Source organism: Microbulbifer maximicatervae (SeqCode) (genome assembly GCF_052467615.1).
The window spans coordinates 4,377,501-4,397,637 of the sequence record NZ_CP174319.1 but is presented as its reverse complement, the minus strand read 5'-3'; the positions used below and the strand labels follow the sequence as shown (position 1 = coordinate 4,397,637).

Here is a 20,137-nt window from a genome sequence, read left to right as displayed (position 1 = left end):
TTAGAATTTCGCCATGATCGTGTATACTCCCGCCGGCATTGGGCGCCGTAGTGCCCTATTGATTACCACTTGAGGATTTTGGGGGCGAAGTGGATTTTCTCGACTTTTTAGCTGAGCAGTGGCTGTTGGTCGGCCTGCTTGTGGCATTGCTTTACGCATTTGTTTTGACTGAGCGATTCAAGTCTGGCGAGCCGGCATCACTTCATGAAGTGACCAAGCTGATCAATAGCGACGGGGCCAAGGTGCTGGATATTCGCGATCGCAGCGAGTTCACTGCCGGTCATATTGTCGACTCCCTGCATATTCCCCACGGGGATGTGGCTGAGCGCATTGCCGAGCTGGAACCGTTTAAAGATAAGACCATTATTGTCGCTGACAAGATGGGGCAGCACGCAGGTCCGGTGGGGCGCATGCTGAAACAGAAAGGTTTCCAAGTGCGTCGCCTGCAGGGCGGAATGAGCGAGTGGGCTAACCAGAACCTGCCTGTCGTTAAAGGCAAAGGTTAACCTGAAGTATAAGTTTGACGGAGTTTTGTCATGCAGAATGTTGTCATTTATACCACCCGTTTCTGCCCCTACTGTATTCGCGCCAAGCAGCTACTGGATAGCAAGGGTGTCGCTTATCGCGAAATCCCTGTGGACAATAATCCCGGCTTGCGCGCAGAAATGGCTGACAAGGCGGGGCGCCGCTCGGTGCCGCAGATTTGGATTGGCGATAAGCATGTAGGTGGTTGCGACGACCTGATGGCGTTGGAGCGCGGTGGCCGACTCGACAAATTGCTGAAAGCAGCGGGATAAGCGGAAAACTGACGCGGCCGCCAACATGCGGTCCCCAATTTTTGCTATTTATCCGGTCTGGGCCTTGAAACGTTTTATCGAGGCCCCAACTGTTGAGTTATTACCGGAGTCTTTCTCACGGAAGGCATCAATAAACTTTTTATAATGAACAGGCTGTAACATGGCTGAAGAATTAAATGGCGCAGCGGCAAACGCAGAGGCTCCACAAGTACAATTTGCGATGCAACGCATCTACCTGAAAGACCTCTCCTTCGAAACCCCGATGGGTGCCGAGGTCTTCAAAAAGCAGTGGAAGCCCCAGGTTAATCAGGAGCTGAACACCAAGACCGCGAAGATCGAAGACGATCTGTACGAAGTGGCTCTGACCCTGACTATCACCGTAAAACTGGAAGAAGACACCGCTTTCCTGGTAGAAGTAAAACAAGCTGGCCTGTTCGGTATCAAAGGCCTTGAAGGTCAACAGCTGGCCCAGGCCCTGAATACTGCCTGCCCGCAAATTCTGTTCCCCTACGCTCGCGAAGTGATCGATAACGCTGTAGTTAAAGGTTCTTTCCCGGCACTGATGTTGCCGCCGGTGAACTTCGACGCTCTGTTCGCTGCTGCCCTCGATAAGGCACAGAAAGAAGCAGAGGGCGCTCAAGCGAACGCTTAATTCGCTTTAGCCCAGCTGGCACGATAAAAAGGTCCCTTAGCGGGGCCTTTTTTTATATCTGTAATCTCCCCGGGGATAGCGTCCATTTTACTGACTATCCCTCCGCAACCGCAGCACAAACCTGGAGCCGCTTATGCAGTGGGATCTGCCAAACCCATTTATCACCACAGTGACGGTTGGCGCCGAACATGTGGATGGTCTGAGTCATGCCAACAATGCGGAATATGTGCGCTGGTGTGAGGCTACCGCCTGGGCGCACAGCGCAGCCCTGGGTCTGGATGTCACGAATTATCAGCAGCTTGACCGGGGAATGGCAATTCGTCATGGCGAGTATGACTATATACTGGCGGCCAGAGAGGGGGAGGAATTGCTGTTTGGCACCTGGCTCACTGAGGTGGACGGGCGTCTGAATATGACTCGCCGCTTTCAGGTGTTTCGCGCCGCCGATAAGACATTGGTATTGCGGGCCGAATGGCGGATGGTGTGCATTGAGCTTTCCACTGGCAAGCCAAAACGTATGCCGGCGATCTTCAAGGAAATTTACAGTCCGGCAGTGACTGCCCCGGAGGCTGAAAAAAATGAGTGAAGAGTTTGTATCCCTGACCAACAATTCAGGGGCGCTTAAGGACAAGACCATCTTTATCACTGGTGCCAGTCGCGGCATCGGCCGGGCGATTGCCCTCAAATGCGCGGCGGATGGTGCCAATATCGTGATTGCCGCTAAGTCAGCAGAACCACATCCCAAGCTCCCGGGAACCATCTTCTCGGTGGCGGAGGAAGTGGAGAAAGCCGGCGGCAATGCCCTGGCCCTGCAGGTGGATGTGCGCGATGAGCAGCGAGTAGAGCAGGCTATGTTGGAGGCTGCCGAAAAATTTGGCGGCATCGACGCTGTGATTAATAATGCGGGCGCGATCAACCTGACCAATGTTGAGTCGACACCACCCAAGCGCTACGACCTGATGCAGAGTATCAACAGTCGCGCGGTGTATCTCACCGCCCACTTGGCGACTCCCTACCTGAAAAAAGCTGACAACGCCCATATCCTCAGCCTGTGCCCACCGCTGAATATCCAGCCCAAGTGGTTGGGGCCCTTCGCTCCTTACGCCCTGTCAAAGTTTGGTATGACCATTCTCAGCCTGGGTTTGGCGGAAGAGCTGCGTGAGGCGGGGATCAGCGTGAACACCTTGTGGCCGCGCACGCTGGTGGCCACCGCTGCGATTGAGTTTGCGGTGGGTAGTCGCGATATGTTTGAGCAGAGCCGCAAGCCCTCGATTATGGCCGATGCGGCCTACGAGATACTGACGACTAAAGATGTCGCCTTGAGCGGTCGCCAGCTAATCGATGAAGAGCTGTTGGCAGAGCGCGGTGTGAAGGATTTCACCGGTTATGCCCACAATCCAGCCAATGCAGACAATTTAACCAAGGATTTATTTCTCGACTGACGCTGGCAGGGGGTATTTGTGAGCAGCGACAGCAAATTATTTAAAGACGCTCTCGGTGAAATGGGAGACGTTAAACCGCTGGCGCAGGAGCGCCGCGTCAATTTGCGCAAGGAGCCGAAGCAATCTGAGTCTATGTTGCGGGAGCGCCGCGCCGCTGCCACGCGCCTGACAGAGCGGGAAATGAACCCCCTGTCCGGTGAATATATTGATCTGGTAGAGCCATGGGATCCGTTGGAATTCAAGCGCGATGGTGTGCAAAACGGGGTCTATCGCAATTTGCGCCTGGGCAAATACAGCATAGATGCGCGCCTAGATTTACATCGCCACTCTGTGGAGATGGCGCGCAGGGCCGTGATGGAATTTATCCGTGATTGTGTTGAAGCGGATGTGCGCTGTGCCCTGATTACCCACGGTAAGGGTGAGGGGCGTAAGCAGCCGGCGTTATTGAAAAGCTGTATCAATCACTGGTTGCCGCAGCTGCATGAAGTATTGGCTTTTCACAGTGCGCAACCCCAACACGGGGGCTTGGGAGCGACTTATCTGCTGCTGAGAAAGAGTGAACGCAAGCGGCAGGAGAATCTGGAGATACATCAAAAACGCCGTTAAGGTTCTTTTGTAACTTTTCTGTCACTTATGCAAATTAAGATGCGCCGCTGAGGCTTTCCCCTCAAGAGTGCTTTTTTAGACTCCTAAAGCTCATCTTTTTGATTCTTCTTGATTGTCATTCTGGCGACCCAATGGGTCGCCTTTTTTATAGGGTTGGGCCTGGCGATAGCTGCGGTCTACTTGTTCAAACTCAATATAGGCACTGCCATCGGTATTGCTGATCATCATCTTGTTACCCACAATAACAATCAAATCAGACTTTCTCAGGGCATTGAGGTAATCGATCTCCAGTTCATCGCTGGGGTGTGCTCCCCCCATGCGCGCAATAGCGGGAATCCGCTCCCAGGTGAAAGCACCGCTGCTAGTGAGAGAAAATCGCCCCAGGTACGGATTGGTGCCACTGTTGCCCCTAACATAACCAAATTGATCGCATTTGAAAAAGGGTCTATCCCGCCAAAACCTGCTCCAGCTCAGGGTTGAGTCATAAGTGCGCCCGGAGTAATACAAGCTCGATAGCACCCACTCGTGCTCACAGGCAGACCAAGCTGATCGTTGGAGTTGGGGAATAGGGGGATTGGGGGTGCTGCAGCCTGCAAGCACCAGGTTGCATACGATAATACTCAGTAGTAAGTAAAAAGCACGACGTGGCATGATGTCGTTCTCATTGATTTTGCGACATTTAACCTAAAAATTTACAGGTCTTCTGTGGCGGCGTTCAAGGTCCGGCCTTTACGTATTCTATATAGATATCACCGGAGGGGTCACGAAGTATCAAACGATTCCCGCGCGATTTGGTAAATGCCTGGCGAGTGGCGGCGAGGGCACCGAGGTAGGCATGCTCTTGCCGCAGCAAGGGTTCGGGGCCGCCCATCTTGGTAGAGACAAAGCTGGAGGTATCCCAAAGTAACTGCCCGTTATCGGTTACCTGCACCTCTCCCCGATAGGTGTTTATGCCACTCCTCCCCATGACATTGCCTTGGAGATTGCACACAAAGGTAAAGTCCGCAGGCCTCTGGATGTCGACCACCCCACCATTGACGCGCAGGCGCACCAGCTGCCACTTCTTACCACAGACTGCTCCCATACTGCCTGAGGATTGAACAACTTGGGCTTCTTCTATTCGGTTTGTTAGACATCCGCCGACAACTAATAGGGCTCCCAGAAGCCATATTTGTACCAACCTACTCATCGACGAATAACTCCCAAACACAAACCCTTCTCCAGCCCACACCCAAGCCAGCCACTTTTCGGCTTTCACAAAAGCTTAGTTGTTGGCTGCCGTGACGAGACGACAGCAGTGACAAGCTATGCTTGCACTGATGTAAAAAAATAGTATTTGGCCATCGATTAAAGGACGGTCGTCGATATGATCAGGCGCACCAAAATTGTTGCCACCCTGGGTCCAGCTACCGATAAAGAAGAAACACTTCGGCAATTAATCAAGGCCGGTGTGGATATGGTTCGCCTGAATTTCTCTCACGGAAAAATCGATGATCACCGGCGCCGGGCAAAATTTGTCCGTGATGAAGCCGAGCGTCAGTGCAGACATATTGCCCTGCTGGGAGATTTGCAGGGGCCAAAAATTCGTGTCGGAAAATTCACTGATGGGCGTATATATCTACGCAAAGGTGAAGAATTTATTTTGGACCCGGATTGGGATAAAGAAAGTGGCAGCCCTGAAGGTGTCTGGGTTGATTATGAAGCACTCGCAGAAGATTGTAATGAGGGAGACTGCCTGTTACTGGATGACGGCCGATTGAGTTTGCGCATTAAAAAAATTATTGGTCTGTCGTTAAAAACTGAAGTTGAAAATGGTGGCTGGCTATCTGATAGAAAGGGAATAAATAAGCAGGGAGGTGGCCTTACTGCGCCGGCACTGACAGAAAAAGACCATCGGGATATCAAAGTTGCCGCCGAGTTACAGGTAGATTATTTAGCCGTTTCTTTCCCTCGCGATGCTCGCGATATTCACAAAGCGAGAAAGTTACTCAGAGAGGCGGGTGGCACCGCACATATTATTGCAAAAATTGAAAGGGCTGAAGCGGTATCCAATGATGCTCGACTTGAGAAGCTTATCTTGGCCAGTGATGCCATTATGGTAGCGCGCGGTGATCTCGCCGTGGAGATTGGTGATGCAGAATTAATGGGAGTACAAAAACATTTAATCAGCTATGCCCGCTATCTCAATCGGGTAGTTATTACTGCGACACAAATGATGGAGTCGATGATTTCGAGTCCGGTACCTACTCGAGCAGAAGTCTGCGATGTGGCCAATGCAGTACTGGATGGTACTGATGCGGTAATGTTATCTGCTGAGACAGCGGCAGGTGAATATCCTACTGAAACCGTTAAGCATATGGCTGAAGTGATTCTTGGGGCAGAAAAACACCGTAAAATTTATTCCACGCCGGAAAGCCTTCGCGGCGATTACCCTGCGGGTGATGCGTGTATCGCCATGGCCGCCATGATCATAGCGAATCATTGCCGAGAAATTAAAGCCATTATTTGCCAGACCGAAACTGGAAATACTGCGTTATTGATGTCGAGAGTATGTGCATTAATTCCTATCTACGCTTTTTGTCGGCACCAAAAGTGCTGCAATCGTGTAGCCCTCTACAGCGGCGTTGACCCCGTATTAATGGATGTCTCCAATATGGACGGCCCGCGGCGAGATCAAAAAGCAATTTCTTATTTGCTGGATCAGGAACTGCTAATTTCCGGGGACTTCGTGTTGATATCCCGGGGCTATCAACAGGATATTGGTGGTCACACCGATACCCTGCGTATTGTCCGCGTGCCCTGATACAAATGATTAAATTACAAATTCTCACAGTGTAAATAACTTACCCCGCACGAACACATCTAACCAGTACCTTGGTCTCCAATTCCTGCTCAACACAGCGAAACTTCTGACCGTCAAGGGTTAATGACTTTGGGCTTCCCTGGGGCGCGGTTGTCGAACAACCGGCAACTCCTGTCGCCAGGGCCACGGCAAGCAGAATAAGTAGTATTTTCTGCACCGCAGTTACCTCTTTGAGTAGTGTGAGTGACGCATTCCCGAATAACTTGTTTATTCAGGGTAGAGGTAATAGCCGTCATTGAGATGTATAGCGCGCCAATTTGTTAAAAGTGGCGACAGTGATATTGGAGGGAGAAGGCTAATTAAACGGACGGTTGTATTGAGGTTGGCGATTAACTAACCCCGCTGCGTCTTTTGATGGTTTGCTACAGCGGGGTTAGTTACCTAATAAAGCTTGGAGTTAGCGTCTACCGCGATGGTGTCCACCGCGAACACGATAGTGGCCTCTATGGCCCCGGTAGCCGCGATAACCGCCGCGGTGATAACTTCTATAGCCTCGGTGATGGGCCCGGTAGCGGGCGTGGGGTGACCGAGGATAATAGAAACGGTTGTAGTAGGGCATTCCGCGATAGTAATAGCGAGCCCGGTAGCGAGGGTGGCCGCGGAATGATGCGGATCGGTAACTGGCGTAGCCACCGCGGTAATAATAGGTATTCACCGGAGTGAAACCAACGGTTTGGTAAACCGGTGTCCTGTAGGAAGTTAAATAGACATTACTCGAAGCGTAATAGTTGGGCGTGGCATAGGGATAAGCGTAGGAGGAGGTGTAAGCGACTTGCCCTCCACTTGGGCCACCGTAACTGGTGTAGGTGGTGTAGTAACCATCGGTGGCACAGGCACCCAGGGCTAGGGCTGTGCACACCGTGGCGGTGAGAATCACCGTTTTTACAGCTCTATTCATAGTGCTTTCTCCGGTAAGTGGAATTTCCCCCCGGAGAGGCCCGGCAGGGGCCAAGCCCCTAGGCGCGCCAACTAGGCGAGCACAGAATCTCAGACTTAGTAAGGTCTTGCGCGCGGCGGTGGATCGACAATTTGATACTGGGTATTTACAACCGCAGGCGGTCTCAGGCGATAAAAGTTGCCGTCCCAGTAGAAGTTACAGTGCTGCATATTGTGACAGGTGCCATCCGGGTGGCAGTGGGCATAGCGGCCACGCAGGTTATAATACGTCTTGTTGTAATAAGGGCTGTATCCGTAATAACTGGCGGAACAATCGTTGCCTCCGCAGGGATAGCCGGATGTTCCATTACAGGCCGATAGAGCCAGTCCTGCTGCGATGGCGAGCACACAACCTGAGCCTCGCAGCAATCTAGTGGGCAGTGGTTTCATCAAGACCTCCACACCTATTGGCGGGTAACACTTCTACATTCAGCCTAGCATTTTTGTCGCGTGAATCATCACGGGGCAGAGTAAATGTTCTAGCAAAGCTGAATACCGAGGCAGGTCTGTATTGGTTGATGGAAACTCTTCAGTTTCGATTTGATAGACCCACTTGTTCGGAGTCAAAAAAGGTAAGGTCGGCAGGCGGGTGAAACCACTAAAAATTCGCACATTGTGAGAAAAATGGTTCTCTCGCAATGCGCGAATCAAGCCATGAAGGTTTTTTAACCTAGTGACTGCTGGGCAGGAGGTTGGGGTTTATTGACTCTAAGTAGGCGCCGCTGCTCAGCAACTGCTTTGCCTCTTCAATATCCGGGGCAAAGTAGCGGTCCTTGTCATAGAAAGGTACTCGGGCGCGAAGTTTTGCCTTGGCGGCCTCCAGTTTTTCCGTGGATTTTAACGGCGCGCGGAAATCCAGTCCCTGACAGGCAGCGAGTAGCTCCACCGCCAGGATGCCACAGGTATTGTCGGCCATATCCCGCAGGCGACGGCCGGCAAAGGTGGCCATGGATACATGGTCTTCCTGGTTGGCGGAGGTGGGCAGTGAGTCCACGCAGGCTGGGTGCGCCATGGATTTGTTCTCACTGGCAAGCGCCGCTGAGGTGACCTGGGCGATCATAAAGCCGGAGTTCACCCCGCCATTTTCCACCAGGAAGGGAGGCAGGCCGGATAGGTTGCTGTCGATCAACAGCGCCATGCGACGCTCGGACAGGGAGCCGATTTCTGCCAATGCCAGCGCCAGGTTGTCGGCGACCATAGCAACAGGCTCCGCGTGGAAGTTACCGCCGGAAATAATGTCGGAGTTATCCGGATTTTCCTCGTCGGTAAATACCAGCGGGTTATCGGAAACACCATTTGACTCGGCCAACAATACTTCGGCAGCGAAGCGCATCTGCTGCAGACAGGCACCCATTACCTGGGGCTGACAGCGCAGGGAGTAGGGGTCCTGCACTTTTTCGCAGAACTGGTGGGAATCACCGATCTGGCTGGTTTCACCGAGCAGGTCCCGATAAATTGCTGCTACGTCGCGCTGAGCCTGTTGGCCGCGGGCGTTGTGAATACGATCATCGAAAGGGCGGCGTGAGCCCTTGGCGGCTTCCAGAGTAATGGCACCGGTTACCAGGGCGCCGGCGAACAGGTCTTCACTGGCGAACAGGCCGAGCAGGGCAAAGGCGGTAGAAGCCTGGGTGCCATTTAGCAGGGCGAGCCCCTCTTTGGGAGCCAGGGTAATGGGCTCTAGCCCCGCAGCTTTGAGGCCTTCGTGAGCACTCTTGCGCTCGCCCTTGATAAATACTTCCCCTTCACCGAGAAGTACCACGCTCATATGAGCCAGCGGCGCCAAATCGCCAGAAGCGCCGACAGAACCCTTCTCAGGAATAGCGGGGTAGACACCGGCATTGACCAGTTGCATTAAAGCTTCGATAACCTGCGGGCGCACGCCGGAGAAGCCGCGCGCAAGCGAGTTGATTTTCAACACCATCAGCAGACGCACGGTGGCTTCACTCATAAAGTTGCCGGTACCGGCGGCATGGCTCAGTACGATAGCGCGTTGCAGGTTTTCCAGGTCGTGCTTTTCAATACGGGTGTTGGCCAATAAACCAAAACCGGTATTAATTCCGTATACCGTGCGCCCTTCGGTAATAACTTGGGCAACAGTGTGGGCAGAGGCTTCAATAGCGGGGTAGGCGCTTTTCGCCAGGGACAGCTGCACCGACTCGCGGGCTACGCGGCGCAGTTGCGCAAGGCTCAATTGACCGGGATCGATTTCCAATTGATACATAAATTCATTCACCAAAAAATATTTACTGCTTAGCAGGCTGTTGAAAAACAGCCTGCGCGGGCGGTGCGAAAGCGCCTGCCGCAAAATCAAGCACTGCAATTGCTTGATTTGAGTGCCCATCTTTGTGTACATGTGCCGCAAAGATGGCTTGAAAAAGTCGCTTGTTGGCTTTTTCAACACCCTGTTAGGCGCCGGCGGCGCAGCCCGATAAAAATTATTCGGGCTGTAAAAGATTTCCGCCGGCGGTATTTTTATTGCGGTAAAAAATCAGTCGTTCAGCATGGGCAGGTCCAAGCCCTGCTCTTTTGCACATTTTTTTGCGATCTCGTAACCGGCATCGGCGTGGCGCATTACGCCGGTGGCGGGATCATTCCAGAGAACCCGTTCGATACGTTTGCGCGCAGCTTCGGTACCGTCACAGACAATGACCACACCAGAGTGCTGGGAGAAGCCCATGCCTACGCCACCACCGTGATGCAGGGATACCCAGGTAGCGCCGGAGGCAGTGTTCAGCAGGGCATTCATCAGCGGCCAGTCGGAGACAGCGTCGGAACCATCTATCATGGCTTCAGTTTCGCGGTTGGGGCTGGCTACAGAGCCGCTGTCGAGGTGGTCGCGGCCGATCACTACCGGTGCTTCCAATTCACCGTTGGCTACCATTTCGTTAAATGCCAGTGCCAGACGCGCGCGATCTTTCAGGCCCACCCAGCAGATACGTGCGGGCAGTCCCTGGAAGTGAATCCGCTCGCGGGCCATATCGAGCCAGTTGTGCAGCTGCGGATTGTCGGGAATCAGTTCCTTAACCTTGGCATCGGTCTTGTAGATATCTTCCGGGTTGCCGGACAGGGCCGCCCAGCGGAAAGGACCGACACCTTCGCAGAACAGAGGGCGAATATAAGCGGGTACAAAGCCGGGGAAATCGAAGGCATTTTCCACACCTTCCTCGAGAGCCATCTGACGAATATTGTTGCCGTAGTCGAGGGTTGCGGCTCCGCGCTTTTGCAGCTCCAGCATGGCTTCAACCTGGACCGCCATAGACTGTTTGGCTGCCTTTACTACTGCGGCTTCATCTTTCTTGCGCATCTCCGCAGCGTATTCCATGGTCCAGCCCTGGGGCAGGTAGCCATTTAAAGGATCGTGAGCGGAAGTCTGGTCGGTAACCGAATCTGGCAGAATATTGCGTTTTACAATTTCCGGGAAAATATCTGCTGCGTTGCCCAGCAGGCCAACGGAAATGGCTTCGCCTTTTTCCATTGCGGCTTCAATCATTTGCAGGGCTTCGTCGAGGCTGGTGGCTTTTTTGTCTACATAGCCAGTGCGCAGACGGAAATCGATACGGGTTTCGTCGCACTCTACTGCGATCATGCTGAAACCGGCCATGGTCGCCGCCAGTGGCTGAGCGCCACCCATGCCGCCGAGGCCACCGGTAAGAATCCATTTGCCTTTCGCTTCGCCATTAAAGTGTTTGCGTGCGACGGCGGCAAAGGTTTCATAGGTACCCTGGACGATGCCTTGGGAGCCGATATAAATCCAAGAGCCGGCAGTCATCTGGCCGTACATGGCCAGGCCTTTTTTATCCAGCTCGTTAAAGTGTTCCCAGTTGGCCCAGTGGGGTACCAGGTTGGAGTTGGCAATTAATACCCGGGGTGCATCGGCGTGGGTTTTAAAGACTCCGACAGGCTTGCCGGACTGCACCAGCAGGGTTTCGTCGTCTTCCAGGCGCTTCAGCACTTCGACAATCTTGTCGTAGCACTCCCAATCCCGCGCGGCGCGGCCGATACCACCGTACACCACCAGGTCCTCCGGGCGTTCAGCTACCTCGGCGTCCAGGTTGTTCATCAACATGCGCAGGGGAGCTTCGGTGAGCCAGCTTTTGGCATTGAGCTCACTGCCGCGAGGCGCGCGGATTTTGCGGCTGGGATCGTGGCGTTTGTCGGTAGACATAGCTTCCTCGTCAATTTTTCTCGTAAAAAAATTCACACGTCCCGGATTTGATTGTTTCTTTTCCCAGGGCGCGCGGGATAAATCAATAACTAGAATCTCAGTTGTGCACCGAGGCGGTATCGATTGCCTGGGTGAACCAGGCGCGCGAAGCTCACGGTGCCGGCACTGCATTTAGTGCGCCGCCAAACCTGGAGGCACGCATCTCCGGGGGCAATTTCCAGAGCGTGGGCGATAGCGGCTTCCGCAGCTATGGCCTCGACGGTTGTATCGGCCTCGGTCAGTGGTGCGACTTTGGAAAGATAGGCGTTGGGGGTGGTGTGGGCGAAGTCCTGGTCCAGGTAATCCGGAGCCAGGGCTGGATTGGTAAATCGCTCTTCCCACTGCACCGGCAAACCGTTGTCACAGTGCACAATAATGGAGTGAAACACTTTTGCCTGTTCGGGCACTTCCAGTGCCAGGGCTACATCGGCGCTGGCGACACAGGGTTGAGCCAACAGGATGCGGTTGCTGTAACTGTGCCCTCGCGCCGAGATCTCGTCGGCGATATTGCGCACTTCCAACAGTGAGCTGGCGGGCACCGGCTCGGCGACAAAAGTACCCAGCCCCTGGGAGCGCATCAGAACGCGCTCATCGGTTAGCTCGGTGAGTGCCCGTCTTGCGGTCATCCGGCTCACACTGAATTGCTGTGCCAGTTGGTTCTCCGAGGGCACCTGGGAATGAACTGGCCACTCGCCGGACTCAATTTGTTGGCGGATATGGCGCTTGATGGCCGCGTATCGGGGTTCACTTGCAGTATTCATAGACTCAGGTACAGTGCTTCCGTGGCTTGTATATTGTTGTATATACAAGAATAGTTACGGCTACTATGGTTTCCCTGCTGCGGGCTGTCAAGTCGAAGAGGGGAGCTGTATCCTGCCCGTTACTGGTTTGTCGGTCATCGGGCCGAGCATCTATGGTTTAAAAGGAAAAGCGTGCCGCTAAAAGCTTATGTCAGAACGCTGTGATTTGCTGATTACCAATTTGAATGCCGCCACAATGGACCCATCCATTGCCGGTGGTTACGGTGTTATCGAGGATGCTGCAATTGCGGTAACCAAAGGTCGGATCGTTTGGATTGGTCCCCGCCGGGATCTGCCCGAGTGCACCCCAGACCGCATTGTTGATGGAGAAGGTCAATGGGCAACTCCGGGCCTGATCGATTGCCACACGCATCTCGTATATGGAGGCCATCGCGCAGGGGAGTTTGCCCGTCGCCTGGGGGGAGAGAGTTACGAAGAAGTGGCTCGCTCTGGCGGGGGTATTATTTCTACCGTGCGGGCGACACGGGGTGCCAGTGCCGAGAACCTGTATAAGTTGGCTGAGCCCCGTCTGCACGCCCTGATGGCCGAAGGCGTTACAACCGTGGAAATTAAATCCGGTTATGGCCTGGACCTGGATACTGAACTAAAGCAATTGCGCACCGCGAGACGCCTGGCGCAACACAACTCAGTGGAAATAGTAACGACCTGTCTGGCAGCTCACGCTCTGCCACCGGAATACGACGGTCGTGCCGATGAATATATCGACCTTATCTGCGAGCAGATATTGCCCGCTGTAGCCCGCGAGCAACTGGCCGATGCCGTGGATATGTTTTGCGAGACGATTGGATTTACTGTCGATCAGTGCCAGAGAGTTATCGATGCAGCGAAAAAACTGGACCTGCCAGTAAAAGTGCACGCCGAGCAGTTGGCGCGTACAGGGGCTACTGAAATGGCGGCAAAGTCCGGGGCATTATCGGTAGATCATATTGAATACATCAGCGATGCGGATGTCCGGGCCATGGCGGAAAGCGGCACCGTGGCCGTCCTCCTGCCGGGTGCTTTTTATACGCTGCACGAAACCCAGGTTCCGCCCATTGAAAAATTACGCGAGGCGGGGGTTTGTATGGCATTGGCTACAGACCTTAATCCCGGGAGTTGTCCAATCGCTTCCCTGCGTTTGATGATGAATATGGGTTGTCAGCTGTTTGGCTTAACTCCGGCAGAAGCTCTCGCAGGTGTTACCCGTGCAGCCGCTCGGGCATTGGGTTTGTGCTGTTCTCGCGGTGTACTGCGCGAAGGGCTGCGAGCAGATATTGTTCTTTGGCCGATGGATACCCCAGATCAACTCGCTTATGAAGTGGGCGCCTTAAAGCCTGCAAGAATTTTCCTGGAGGGGCGCGATGTTACAGCTTGCTGAGATGCAACTGAGAATCGGGTATGTTGATTCTTAGGGTGGATGTACATCGGAATTGAGGATAAGTTGGTGCTAAATGAGCAACAATATTATCAACAATTTTTATAAGGTTTTTGCGCCCATTATTATCTGATATTTGGAATGTTGATCTCTACTTAGCATCTATCGTGGGCTTTATTTTTAGTTTATGAGTGCCGCTTTGTATTTACACTGGGCGGCACTTTTTAAAACTGCTAGCCAATGTCACAGCGTTGGCTGATAAATAGGGCATACTTATAAACTGTAAGCCTCTTTAGATTTACAATCGGAATAAATAAACGGTCCCCTCTTAACATTAATGATCAGGGGGCTGTAACCGATAAATAAGTAATAAGGATTTTTGTATACCTTACATTTTCACAGGAAGTGCATCTTGCCTTTGCAATATCTCTATATCAGTTAATGCACACTAAATTCATTACTCTTCAGCTAGGAGCTCTTGAAAATGAGTAATTCCAGTCTTTCAGGAGCAGTGGTGCTCCCGCAAGAAAATCCTCGTATTTTGGCCTTTGATCTGACCCGAGGCATTGCCGTACTATTTATGATTGCTATTCACGTCTTATATCATTATGGACGAACAGACGTGGCAGACAGTGCTATTGGTGTTGCTATCCAGGTATCTGCGGGAACTCCGGCAGCTTCAGCGTTTATGCTGATTATGGGTATTTTCATTGGCTATAGTTCGAAGCCGAGTCTGAAACAGGATTTGTTTCGTGCTGCTGGTCTTTTTGCAATAGGGTATTTACTTAATTTCGCCCGTGGCACAGTGCCTATGTGGCTTTCTTTACAGTTTGGCCTTGTCACACAAGAGCAACTGGGAGAATACACACCGCTGAGTGAATTTCTTATGGTAGATATTTTCCAGTTTGCTGGCCTTGCGCTTGCTATTTGTGCACTAGTCAGGCACTTCTTGCCTCATCCTATATACTGGCTCGCTGCGGCAGCTATCGTAGCATTCGGCTCCTCACTCGTCTGGGATATCGGCAGTAACTCCGTTGTTATTGACGAAATTTTACAGTTGTTTTTTGGCAATAAGCGCGAAGGGGTAATGTTCCCGTTATTTTCCTGGCTTGCCTATCCCCTCGCAGGCATGGCAGTTGGCTACTGGTTTAAAAATACAAAAAATATAGATGCATTGTTCTCACGCAGCATATGGATTGGCTTAGCCCTAATGAGCATAGGTGGCCTTCTAATTATGTTGAATACGCAATACTTCTTTGCCGAAAACTTGAGAGGTGGCCCAGGTCTAATTATTCTGCTTATTGGCTATACTTTCCTTTGGCTTTGGATTAGTAATTTTCTCTTAAACAAAGTAAAGAACAGAAAGCTCATTGACGTAATGGTGTTTTGGGGTAAAAACATAACTCCGTTCTATATTGCTCAGTGGTTGATAATTGGATGGGGGTTAATGTTAGTTGGTTCCCAGCAGCTTGGTATGGCCAGTACGTTAACAGCAATGTTTATCGTACTTCTGCTTTCTCATTTTGGGACTCGAGCTTGGGTTAATTTCCGTTCCCATAAAGGGAAAGCTATGGAGCAGCCTGCAGCGTCTGCGGTATAGTACCGACATGCAACACGTGCTGTTGAAAAACGCGGCACGTTAGTGTTGTAGAAGCGCAACTTAAATGCTTCTTTTTCGTGACATATTTTAAGGTACTCGCAGAGGGCATTGCTTGATCGTCTACTTCCAAAAGTATCGGCAGCTCTCGCGTTGGGGCTTTACAGTTCCCACAGCCCACTGTGCGAAGGTTTGCGCGCGCATATTGCGCACGGCCAATGGATATTCCGGTTCAACTTGCCTACAAAGTGGGGGCTTGAAGCCAATAAAGATCTTCCTCGGAGGTATTGATGTTACAGCTTGCTGATATGCAGTTATGGAGTGGTCGCACCGACTCTGAGGATGGACGTGCAGGTGAGCGTTGGCACCAGCGGATTTCTCCTTTGCAATTGGATGACCCTCCCGGCCTGACTATTCTCGGCTTCGCTTCTGATGAGGGTGTGCGTCGAAATAAAGGGCGAATTGGCGCGGCCAAGGGACCGAGAATATTGCGTTTGGCCATGGCGAACTTGCCGGCAACTTTTGATGCGCCCTTATACGATGCGGGTAACGTCAGGGTCGAACGGGAAGACTTGGAGTCTGCCCAATCGCTATTGGGTGCCCGTATCAATGAGTTGCTCGGTGCCGGTCACTTTCCTCTGGTATTGGGAGGCGGCCATGAAATTGCTTTTGGCAGTTATCAGGGGATTGCCCGCTGGATGCGTGAGCATCACCGCGAGAGCAGTCTGGGTATTATCAATTTTGATGCGCATTTGGATTTACGCACACCTGCGCCAAAGGGGTCATCGGGTACGCCATTTTTCCAGATTGCAGAGCAGTGCAGGATAAATGGCCGCGAATTTAATTATCTCTGTGTGGGTGCGGCGGATAACGCCAACACACCTGCTCTCTACCAGAGAGCTGATGAGCTGGGTGCCCAGGTTATTCGGGATCGTGAAATCAGTAGCTGGAATCTGAATACGGTTCAGGCGCGAATCCGCGACTTTATTGAGAAGGTGGATTTTGTCTATCTGACGGTATGTCTGGATGTATTGCCGGCAGCAGTTATGCCAGCGGTGAGTGCCCCCTCTGGCAGGGGGGTTTCCATGGAGTTTCTGGAAGTCTTGCTGGATACCGTTTTGGAATCCAATAAAGTTTGTTTGGCGGATATCGCTGAATTTAATCCCTATTTCGATATTGAGGATCATGGTGCGCGTACCGCGGCCCGCCTGGGATTTCAAATTGCAAATCGTGCGGCCAGAAAAATCCCCTGAGTATTTTTAATAATACAGCGCGGCCACTATGGCTTTGGGGGTCGCGTTAACTTCAGTATTAGAAACCACTATTTTAATCTTTATCTACAGTCGTAAGTGACTGGCAGAGAGCTCCGCTCTTGTAGTTGATATGATCAAAGATCTTGAAATTAATCACTTAAAAACCCTGGAAATACTATTCAGGGTTGAAAGTATCTCCCTTGCAGCAGAGCATCTGCAGGTTTCGCAGCAAGCTGTCAGTTTGCAGCTGAAGAAGATTAGAAAAATAGTTGGGGATGATCTATTTGTGCGCACTGGGCATGGGATGGCTCCCACCAGTTATGCAAAATTTATAGAGCCACAGATTCGACAGGTGCTGACGTTACTCAGTGAGATTCCCGCCCCGGGTTCTCTTGATTCAAGCCAGACTTCCCGGACCCTGGTGATCTCTGCTACAGATTACGCGCAAAAAGTGGTTGTTGCCGAGTTGATCCAAAGGGTCAGGCAATATGCGCCGAAAGTGAAATTTATTGTCACTAATATTGAAAGCGTCTCGCTCACCCAGAAAATGCATCAGGGAGAAATTGACTTAGCTTTCACATCAACGGGGTATGTGCCTGATGGAATTAATACACAGGTGCTCTTTAATGAGTGTTATGTCTGTGTATCGGCTAATCCTATGTATAGTTTAGATGAGTTGGTCCCTATTGATCAGTTGATGCAATCTGATTTTGTGATTACATCGCCAGGGGTTGGAGGCTTGCGCGGTTCAGCCGATCGTTGGCTAGAGGGGCAAGGTCTAAAAAGAGAGATTGTTGTTTCGGCGCCCTCTTTTTATATAGCCCAGGAGTTCTTGAAAAGGACGAATACCCTGGCCTTTATTCCCTCTAGGTTGATGCCTTGTGAGGGCTTGGTGGAAATTACCTTGGACAAGTATCCACCTGGCTACGAAGTTGTAGCCGCTTTTCATCCCCGAGTGGAAAATGATCCATTGGTAAGTTGGATTCTCAATGATCTGCACCAACGGTTTTCTAAGTCAATGGCTTCCTGATTGTATCCGTAACAAGCTTTACTCCATAGCTTTGGCAAAGCTGCCTTTCTACTATGATTTTTTCAAAAGCTAGAAAGCGTACAGGTCTGTTATGAGTATTCTGAATATTAATCCTTCTTCACTTTATGATGGCAGTTCTTCCTGCCTATCCCACGCCCGAGTCGATACCAAAACAGGCTTGGTATTTGTATCGGGTCAGGTGGATTGGGATAGTAATTGTGAAGTTAAAAACATAGGGGTTGGTGCTCAGGCGGAAAGCGCCATGCAAAACTTATTGACAGTATTGGATGAGGCCGGATCGTCGGTAGAGAATCTTTTGCAGTTACGTATCTATGTGCGTGGAGAAGTTAGTGAGCATCTGGGGGAAATAGTCCCCGTGCTATCTAAATATTTGGGTACTACTCGCCCGGCAATCACGGGAGTGGGAGTCACATCCCTGGCGTCGCCAGAGACATTGATAGAAATTGAGGCAGTGGCTAAAACGCTGCTTTAAGTACCTGAATAAAAAAAGCCCCGCATTGCAGGGCTTTTAAGTTTTACTTGAGGTGTTCCCTAAGCTCGGAGCCTGCTTGATCAAGAGCATCCTGCACCGCGGGCACGTCACTCAGGGCATTTAGTAGGCCGTAGTCGTGAATCATGCCGTTATAGCGAACAGCGGTTACGGTCACACCAGCTTCGTTAAGTTTGCGGGCGTAAGCTTCGCCTTCATCTCTCAGCACATCCATCTCAGCAGTCTGCACCAGAGCGGGAGGCAAGCCGACCAACTGGGATTTGCTTGCGCGCAGAGGTGAAGCATAGATCTCGTTGCGCTGTTTGGGGTCGGTAGTGTAGTTATCCCAGAACCACTTCATCATATCCCGTGTCAGGAAGTGATCCTGGGCGAACTGCTTGTAAGAAGCGTTGTTGAAGTTGGCATCGGTAACCGGCCAGAGCAGCAGTTGGAATTGCAGATCCGGTGTTCCTTTCTCTTTCGCCATCAAGGCAACCACGGCTGCCATATTGCCACCGACACTGTTACCGGCCACGGCAAGACGGGAACCGTCGACACCGATCTTTTCGCCATTCTCCGCGACCCACTGGGTAGCCGCATAAGCCTGGTTAATTGCAGTCGGGTACTTGGCCTCTGGAGATGGGGTGTAATCCACATATACCGCAGCGGCGCCGGAGCGTTGAACCAGATCGCGGATCAAGCGTTCGTGGGTTGGGTAGTCACCCAAGACCCAGCCTCCGCCGTGGAAATACATAAAGGCGGGAATCTGGCCCCGGGTGGTTTTCGGTTTAACGATAGTCAGTTCCAGCTTTTCGCCATTAACCCTAATGGTTTTCTTGCTGACTTCGGCGGGCGGCAGTTGCGCACCCTCTTGGGCTCCGACCAGGACGGCGCGGGCAGCTTTTGGTGATAGTTGCTCAATGGGTTTGCCGCCACCTTGCGCCAGTGCTTGAAGGAACCCCTGGGTATTTTGCTCAACACCAGGGGAAATAGAAGCAGACGCAGAAGTCATACCAAGAGTAAAGAAAAGGGGTAGTGCCAGCTTGGAAATTTTTAAGCCATTCATAACGGATACCTTCAACTCTCTACCGGTTGCTTAAGCGGATATGTGCAGGCGCACATCAACATTGCCTCGGGTTGCATTGGAATAAGGGCAAACTTCTTCGTGAGCGGTGTTGGCAATTTTTTCTGCCGTCGCCTGATCCAGGCCAGGAAGATCGATGTAGAGGTCAATATCCAGACCGAACCCCTTACCCTGGGGACCGATTCCAACTTCAGCGCGCACAGTGGTTTCTTCCGGGACTTTTACTTTCTCTTTACCGGCGACAAACTTAAGAGCGCCAATAAAGCAGGCAGAGTAACCCGCAGCAAACAGTTGCTCTGGGTTGGTGCCATCGCCACCGGGGCCGCCAAGCTCTTTGGGAATACTGAGCTTGACGCTTAACTTTCCATCTGATGATTGAGCTTCGCCATCACGGCCGCCACTTGCGGTTGCTACTGCGGTGTAAACTGTTTGCATTAACCTGTCCTCATTGATGTGTGTTTGTCTGTCAGAAGCCGCCTGGAATGGAGTCCAGTCCTTTTCCCTCTGGATTTATTGAGCTTGGGGTAGTAGTCCGGATTTCTAAGTCAGCTTCTAAACAGCGCGTCAGCTTGGACGCCAGATAAAGTTATTGCGATAACTATTATTGCGATAATTAAATGTTGCTATAAGGACGATAGCTATAACAAATGGAGCCAAAGCGGGGGCCCCGCTAATGGTGGGGCGATAAAAAGAGGGAAAGATTAGGGGTTCGCTAAATATTGGCGAAGCGCCTCTATTTGCGTCTTTAGCGCCCGTGCAGACTGAGGATTCAAGCCACAGGCATTCAGCACCTGAGTGGGAATTGAAGCAGCTTCTTTTTGCATCGACCTACCGGCATCAGTCAGCTCGATAATGACTCGACGCTCGTCCTCCGGGTCTCGGTGCCGGTTGATCAGCTTTTGATTCTCCAGTCGTTTGATAACTGGCGTTAGGGCACCCTTATCCTGGCCGAGCCGCAGACTCAGCTCCGTAGCGGTGATTCCGTCGTCTTCCCAGAGCACCAGCATC

The 20,137-nt window shown here is 51.8% G+C and carries 23 protein-coding genes (1 of these 23 running past the window's edge); 12 read left to right on the top strand and 11 right to left on the bottom strand.

All coding sequences use genetic code 11. The features are described 5' to 3' along the window. Positions 1-89: 89 nt before the first annotated feature. From ACJJIM_RS19360 to smrA, 6 genes are all read left to right on the top strand, one after another. A complete protein-coding gene (locus ACJJIM_RS19360; RefSeq protein WP_282930770.1) occupies positions 90-506 on the top strand; it encodes a rhodanese-like domain-containing protein in 417 nt (138 codons plus the stop codon). Positions 507-536: 30 nt separating this feature from the next. Next, the gene (grxC, locus tag ACJJIM_RS19355) at positions 537-797 is read left to right on the top strand and encodes a glutaredoxin 3 (RefSeq protein ID WP_282930771.1); all 261 of its coding nucleotides are present in this window, start codon (positions 537-539) and stop codon (positions 795-797) included. Between the two features lie 160 nt (positions 798-957). Further along, entirely contained in the window at positions 958-1,449 is a 492-nt protein-coding gene (secB, locus tag ACJJIM_RS19350; protein WP_282930772.1) for a protein-export chaperone SecB, read from the top strand. A 133-nt stretch (positions 1,450-1,582) separates the two neighbouring features. Then, on the top strand, positions 1,583-2,035 hold the full coding sequence (locus tag ACJJIM_RS19345) for an acyl-CoA thioesterase (protein ID WP_444911764.1): 453 nt from the start codon (positions 1,583-1,585) through the stop codon (positions 2,033-2,035). Beyond that, complete coding sequence (locus tag ACJJIM_RS19340; protein WP_444911763.1) at positions 2,028-2,891, top strand: SDR family oxidoreductase; 864 nt, start codon at positions 2,028-2,030, stop codon at positions 2,889-2,891. The genes ACJJIM_RS19345 and ACJJIM_RS19340 overlap by 8 nt, the downstream gene beginning before the upstream one ends. 18 nt (positions 2,892-2,909) lie before the next feature. Next, positions 2,910-3,497, top strand: coding sequence for a DNA endonuclease SmrA (gene smrA, locus ACJJIM_RS19335; protein ID WP_444892318.1), 588 nt, complete (start codon positions 2,910-2,912; stop codon positions 3,495-3,497). 90 nt (positions 3,498-3,587) lie between these two features. On the opposite strand, the gene ACJJIM_RS19330 is transcribed toward smrA, so the two are convergent. Further along, positions 3,588-4,148 (bottom strand): META domain-containing protein, encoded by a 561-nt coding sequence (locus tag ACJJIM_RS19330; protein WP_282930776.1) that lies wholly within the window; start codon positions 4,146-4,148, stop codon positions 3,588-3,590. A gap of 64 nt (positions 4,149-4,212) precedes the next feature. Beyond that, entirely contained in the window at positions 4,213-4,686 is a 474-nt protein-coding gene (locus ACJJIM_RS19325) for an META domain-containing protein (RefSeq protein WP_413663749.1), read from the bottom strand. A 177-nt stretch (positions 4,687-4,863) separates the two neighbouring features. Between ACJJIM_RS19325 and pyk the strand changes: the two genes are divergently transcribed. After that, positions 4,864-6,300 (top strand): pyruvate kinase, encoded by a 1,437-nt coding sequence (pyk, locus tag ACJJIM_RS19320; RefSeq protein WP_444911762.1) that lies wholly within the window; start codon positions 4,864-4,866, stop codon positions 6,298-6,300. Positions 6,301-6,340: 40 nt separating this feature from the next. Here pyk and ACJJIM_RS19315 read toward each other — a convergent pair whose 3' ends face one another. The 6 genes from ACJJIM_RS19315 to hutC all read right to left on the bottom strand — a co-directional run bounded on the left by ACJJIM_RS19315 (position 6,341) and on the right by hutC (position 12,261). Beyond that, a complete protein-coding gene (locus tag ACJJIM_RS19315) occupies positions 6,341-6,517 on the bottom strand; it encodes a hypothetical protein (RefSeq protein ID WP_413663747.1) in 177 nt (58 codons plus the stop codon). Between the two features lie 240 nt (positions 6,518-6,757). After that, on the bottom strand, positions 6,758-7,258 hold the full coding sequence (locus ACJJIM_RS19310; RefSeq protein ID WP_282930780.1) for a hypothetical protein: 501 nt from the start codon (positions 7,256-7,258) through the stop codon (positions 6,758-6,760). 95 nt (positions 7,259-7,353) lie between these two features. Beyond that, positions 7,354-7,686 (bottom strand): hypothetical protein, encoded by a 333-nt coding sequence (locus ACJJIM_RS19305; RefSeq protein ID WP_444911761.1) that lies wholly within the window; start codon positions 7,684-7,686, stop codon positions 7,354-7,356. Positions 7,687-7,966: 280 nt separating this feature from the next. After that, positions 7,967-9,637 (bottom strand): histidine ammonia-lyase, encoded by a 1,671-nt coding sequence (gene hutH, locus ACJJIM_RS19300; protein ID WP_444911760.1) that lies wholly within the window; start codon positions 9,635-9,637, stop codon positions 7,967-7,969. 147 nt (positions 9,638-9,784) lie between these two features. Next, positions 9,785-11,461 carry a urocanate hydratase gene (hutU, locus tag ACJJIM_RS19295; RefSeq protein ID WP_413663745.1) on the bottom strand — a complete coding sequence of 559 codons (1,677 nt, stop codon included), beginning with the start codon at positions 11,459-11,461 and terminating at the stop codon, positions 9,785-9,787. An 89-nt stretch (positions 11,462-11,550) separates the two neighbouring features. Then, positions 11,551-12,261 carry a histidine utilization repressor gene (gene hutC / locus ACJJIM_RS19290; protein WP_108734924.1) on the bottom strand — a complete coding sequence of 237 codons (711 nt, stop codon included), beginning with the start codon at positions 12,259-12,261 and terminating at the stop codon, positions 11,551-11,553. A gap of 187 nt (positions 12,262-12,448) precedes the next feature. Between hutC and hutI the strand changes: the two genes are divergently transcribed. The 5 genes from hutI to ACJJIM_RS19265 all read left to right on the top strand — a co-directional run bounded on the left by hutI (position 12,449) and on the right by ACJJIM_RS19265 (position 18,048). Then, a complete protein-coding gene (gene hutI, locus ACJJIM_RS19285) occupies positions 12,449-13,678 on the top strand; it encodes an imidazolonepropionase (protein WP_413663744.1) in 1,230 nt (409 codons plus the stop codon). Between the two features lie 481 nt (positions 13,679-14,159). Further along, positions 14,160-15,275 (top strand): heparan-alpha-glucosaminide N-acetyltransferase domain-containing protein, encoded by a 1,116-nt coding sequence (locus ACJJIM_RS19280; RefSeq protein WP_444911759.1) that lies wholly within the window; start codon positions 14,160-14,162, stop codon positions 15,273-15,275. 287 nt (positions 15,276-15,562) lie between these two features. Further along, positions 15,563-16,525: a formimidoylglutamase gene (gene hutG / locus ACJJIM_RS19275; protein ID WP_108734921.1), complete on the top strand. Its 963-nt coding sequence runs from the start codon at positions 15,563-15,565 to the stop codon at positions 16,523-16,525. 130 nt (positions 16,526-16,655) lie between these two features. Further along, positions 16,656-17,555 carry a LysR family transcriptional regulator gene (locus ACJJIM_RS19270; RefSeq protein WP_444911758.1) on the top strand — a complete coding sequence of 300 codons (900 nt, stop codon included), beginning with the start codon at positions 16,656-16,658 and terminating at the stop codon, positions 17,553-17,555. 91 nt (positions 17,556-17,646) lie between these two features. Then, entirely contained in the window at positions 17,647-18,048 is a 402-nt protein-coding gene (locus tag ACJJIM_RS19265) for a RidA family protein (RefSeq protein ID WP_282930788.1), read from the top strand. A gap of 43 nt (positions 18,049-18,091) precedes the next feature. Here the strand turns inward: ACJJIM_RS19265 and ACJJIM_RS19260 are convergent, their stop codons facing one another. The 3 genes from ACJJIM_RS19260 to ACJJIM_RS19250 all read right to left on the bottom strand — a co-directional run. Continuing rightward, complete coding sequence (locus tag ACJJIM_RS19260) at positions 18,092-19,111, bottom strand: alpha/beta hydrolase (RefSeq protein ID WP_444911757.1); 1,020 nt, start codon at positions 19,109-19,111, stop codon at positions 18,092-18,094. A gap of 30 nt (positions 19,112-19,141) precedes the next feature. Further along, on the bottom strand, positions 19,142-19,564 hold the full coding sequence (locus ACJJIM_RS19255; protein ID WP_444911756.1) for an organic hydroperoxide resistance protein: 423 nt from the start codon (positions 19,562-19,564) through the stop codon (positions 19,142-19,144). A gap of 266 nt (positions 19,565-19,830) precedes the next feature. Beyond that, positions 19,831-20,137: the 3' portion of a MarR family winged helix-turn-helix transcriptional regulator gene (locus ACJJIM_RS19250; RefSeq protein WP_444911755.1), read on the bottom strand. 137 nt of this gene lie beyond the right edge of the window; 307 of the gene's 444 nt are visible here — the last part of the coding sequence; its start codon lies off the right edge, out of view; its stop codon occupies positions 19,831-19,833.

Excerpts from the sequence above, each read along its gene's own strand:
- grxC (WP_282930771.1), top strand. The coding sequence starts at position 537 with ATGCAGAATGTTGTCATTTATACCACCCGTTTCTGCCCCTACTGTATT.
- secB (WP_282930772.1), top strand. The coding sequence starts at position 958 with ATGGCTGAAGAATTAAATGGCGCAGCGGCAAACGCAGAGGCTCCACAA.
- ACJJIM_RS19345 (WP_444911764.1), top strand. The coding sequence starts at position 1,583 with ATGCAGTGGGATCTGCCAAACCCATTTATCACCACAGTGACGGTTGGC.
- ACJJIM_RS19340 (WP_444911763.1), top strand. The coding sequence starts at position 2,028 with ATGAGTGAAGAGTTTGTATCCCTGACCAACAATTCAGGGGCGCTTAAG.
- ACJJIM_RS19330 (WP_282930776.1), bottom strand. The coding sequence starts at position 4,148 with ATGCCACGTCGTGCTTTTTACTTACTACTGAGTATTATCGTATGCAAC.
- ACJJIM_RS19325 (WP_413663749.1), bottom strand. The coding sequence starts at position 4,686 with ATGAGTAGGTTGGTACAAATATGGCTTCTGGGAGCCCTATTAGTTGTC.
- pyk (WP_444911762.1), top strand. The coding sequence starts at position 4,864 with ATGATCAGGCGCACCAAAATTGTTGCCACCCTGGGTCCAGCTACCGAT.
- ACJJIM_RS19310 (WP_282930780.1), bottom strand. The coding sequence starts at position 7,258 with ATGAATAGAGCTGTAAAAACGGTGATTCTCACCGCCACGGTGTGCACA.
- ACJJIM_RS19305 (WP_444911761.1), bottom strand. The coding sequence starts at position 7,686 with ATGAAACCACTGCCCACTAGATTGCTGCGAGGCTCAGGTTGTGTGCTC.
- hutH (WP_444911760.1), bottom strand. The coding sequence starts at position 9,637 with ATGGGCACTCAAATCAAGCAATTGCAGTGCTTGATTTTGCGGCAGGCG.
- hutU (WP_413663745.1), bottom strand. The coding sequence starts at position 11,461 with ATGTCTACCGACAAACGCCACGATCCCAGCCGCAAAATCCGCGCGCCT.
- hutC (WP_108734924.1), bottom strand. The coding sequence starts at position 12,261 with ATGAATACTGCAAGTGAACCCCGATACGCGGCCATCAAGCGCCATATC.
- hutI (WP_413663744.1), top strand. The coding sequence starts at position 12,449 with ATGTCAGAACGCTGTGATTTGCTGATTACCAATTTGAATGCCGCCACA.
- ACJJIM_RS19280 (WP_444911759.1), top strand. The coding sequence starts at position 14,160 with ATGAGTAATTCCAGTCTTTCAGGAGCAGTGGTGCTCCCGCAAGAAAAT.
- hutG (WP_108734921.1), top strand. The coding sequence starts at position 15,563 with ATGTTACAGCTTGCTGATATGCAGTTATGGAGTGGTCGCACCGACTCT.
- ACJJIM_RS19270 (WP_444911758.1), top strand. The coding sequence starts at position 16,656 with ATGATCAAAGATCTTGAAATTAATCACTTAAAAACCCTGGAAATACTA.
- ACJJIM_RS19265 (WP_282930788.1), top strand. The coding sequence starts at position 17,647 with ATGAGTATTCTGAATATTAATCCTTCTTCACTTTATGATGGCAGTTCT.
- ACJJIM_RS19260 (WP_444911757.1), bottom strand. The coding sequence starts at position 19,111 with ATGAATGGCTTAAAAATTTCCAAGCTGGCACTACCCCTTTTCTTTACT.
- ACJJIM_RS19255 (WP_444911756.1), bottom strand. The coding sequence starts at position 19,564 with ATGCAAACAGTTTACACCGCAGTAGCAACCGCAAGTGGCGGCCGTGAT.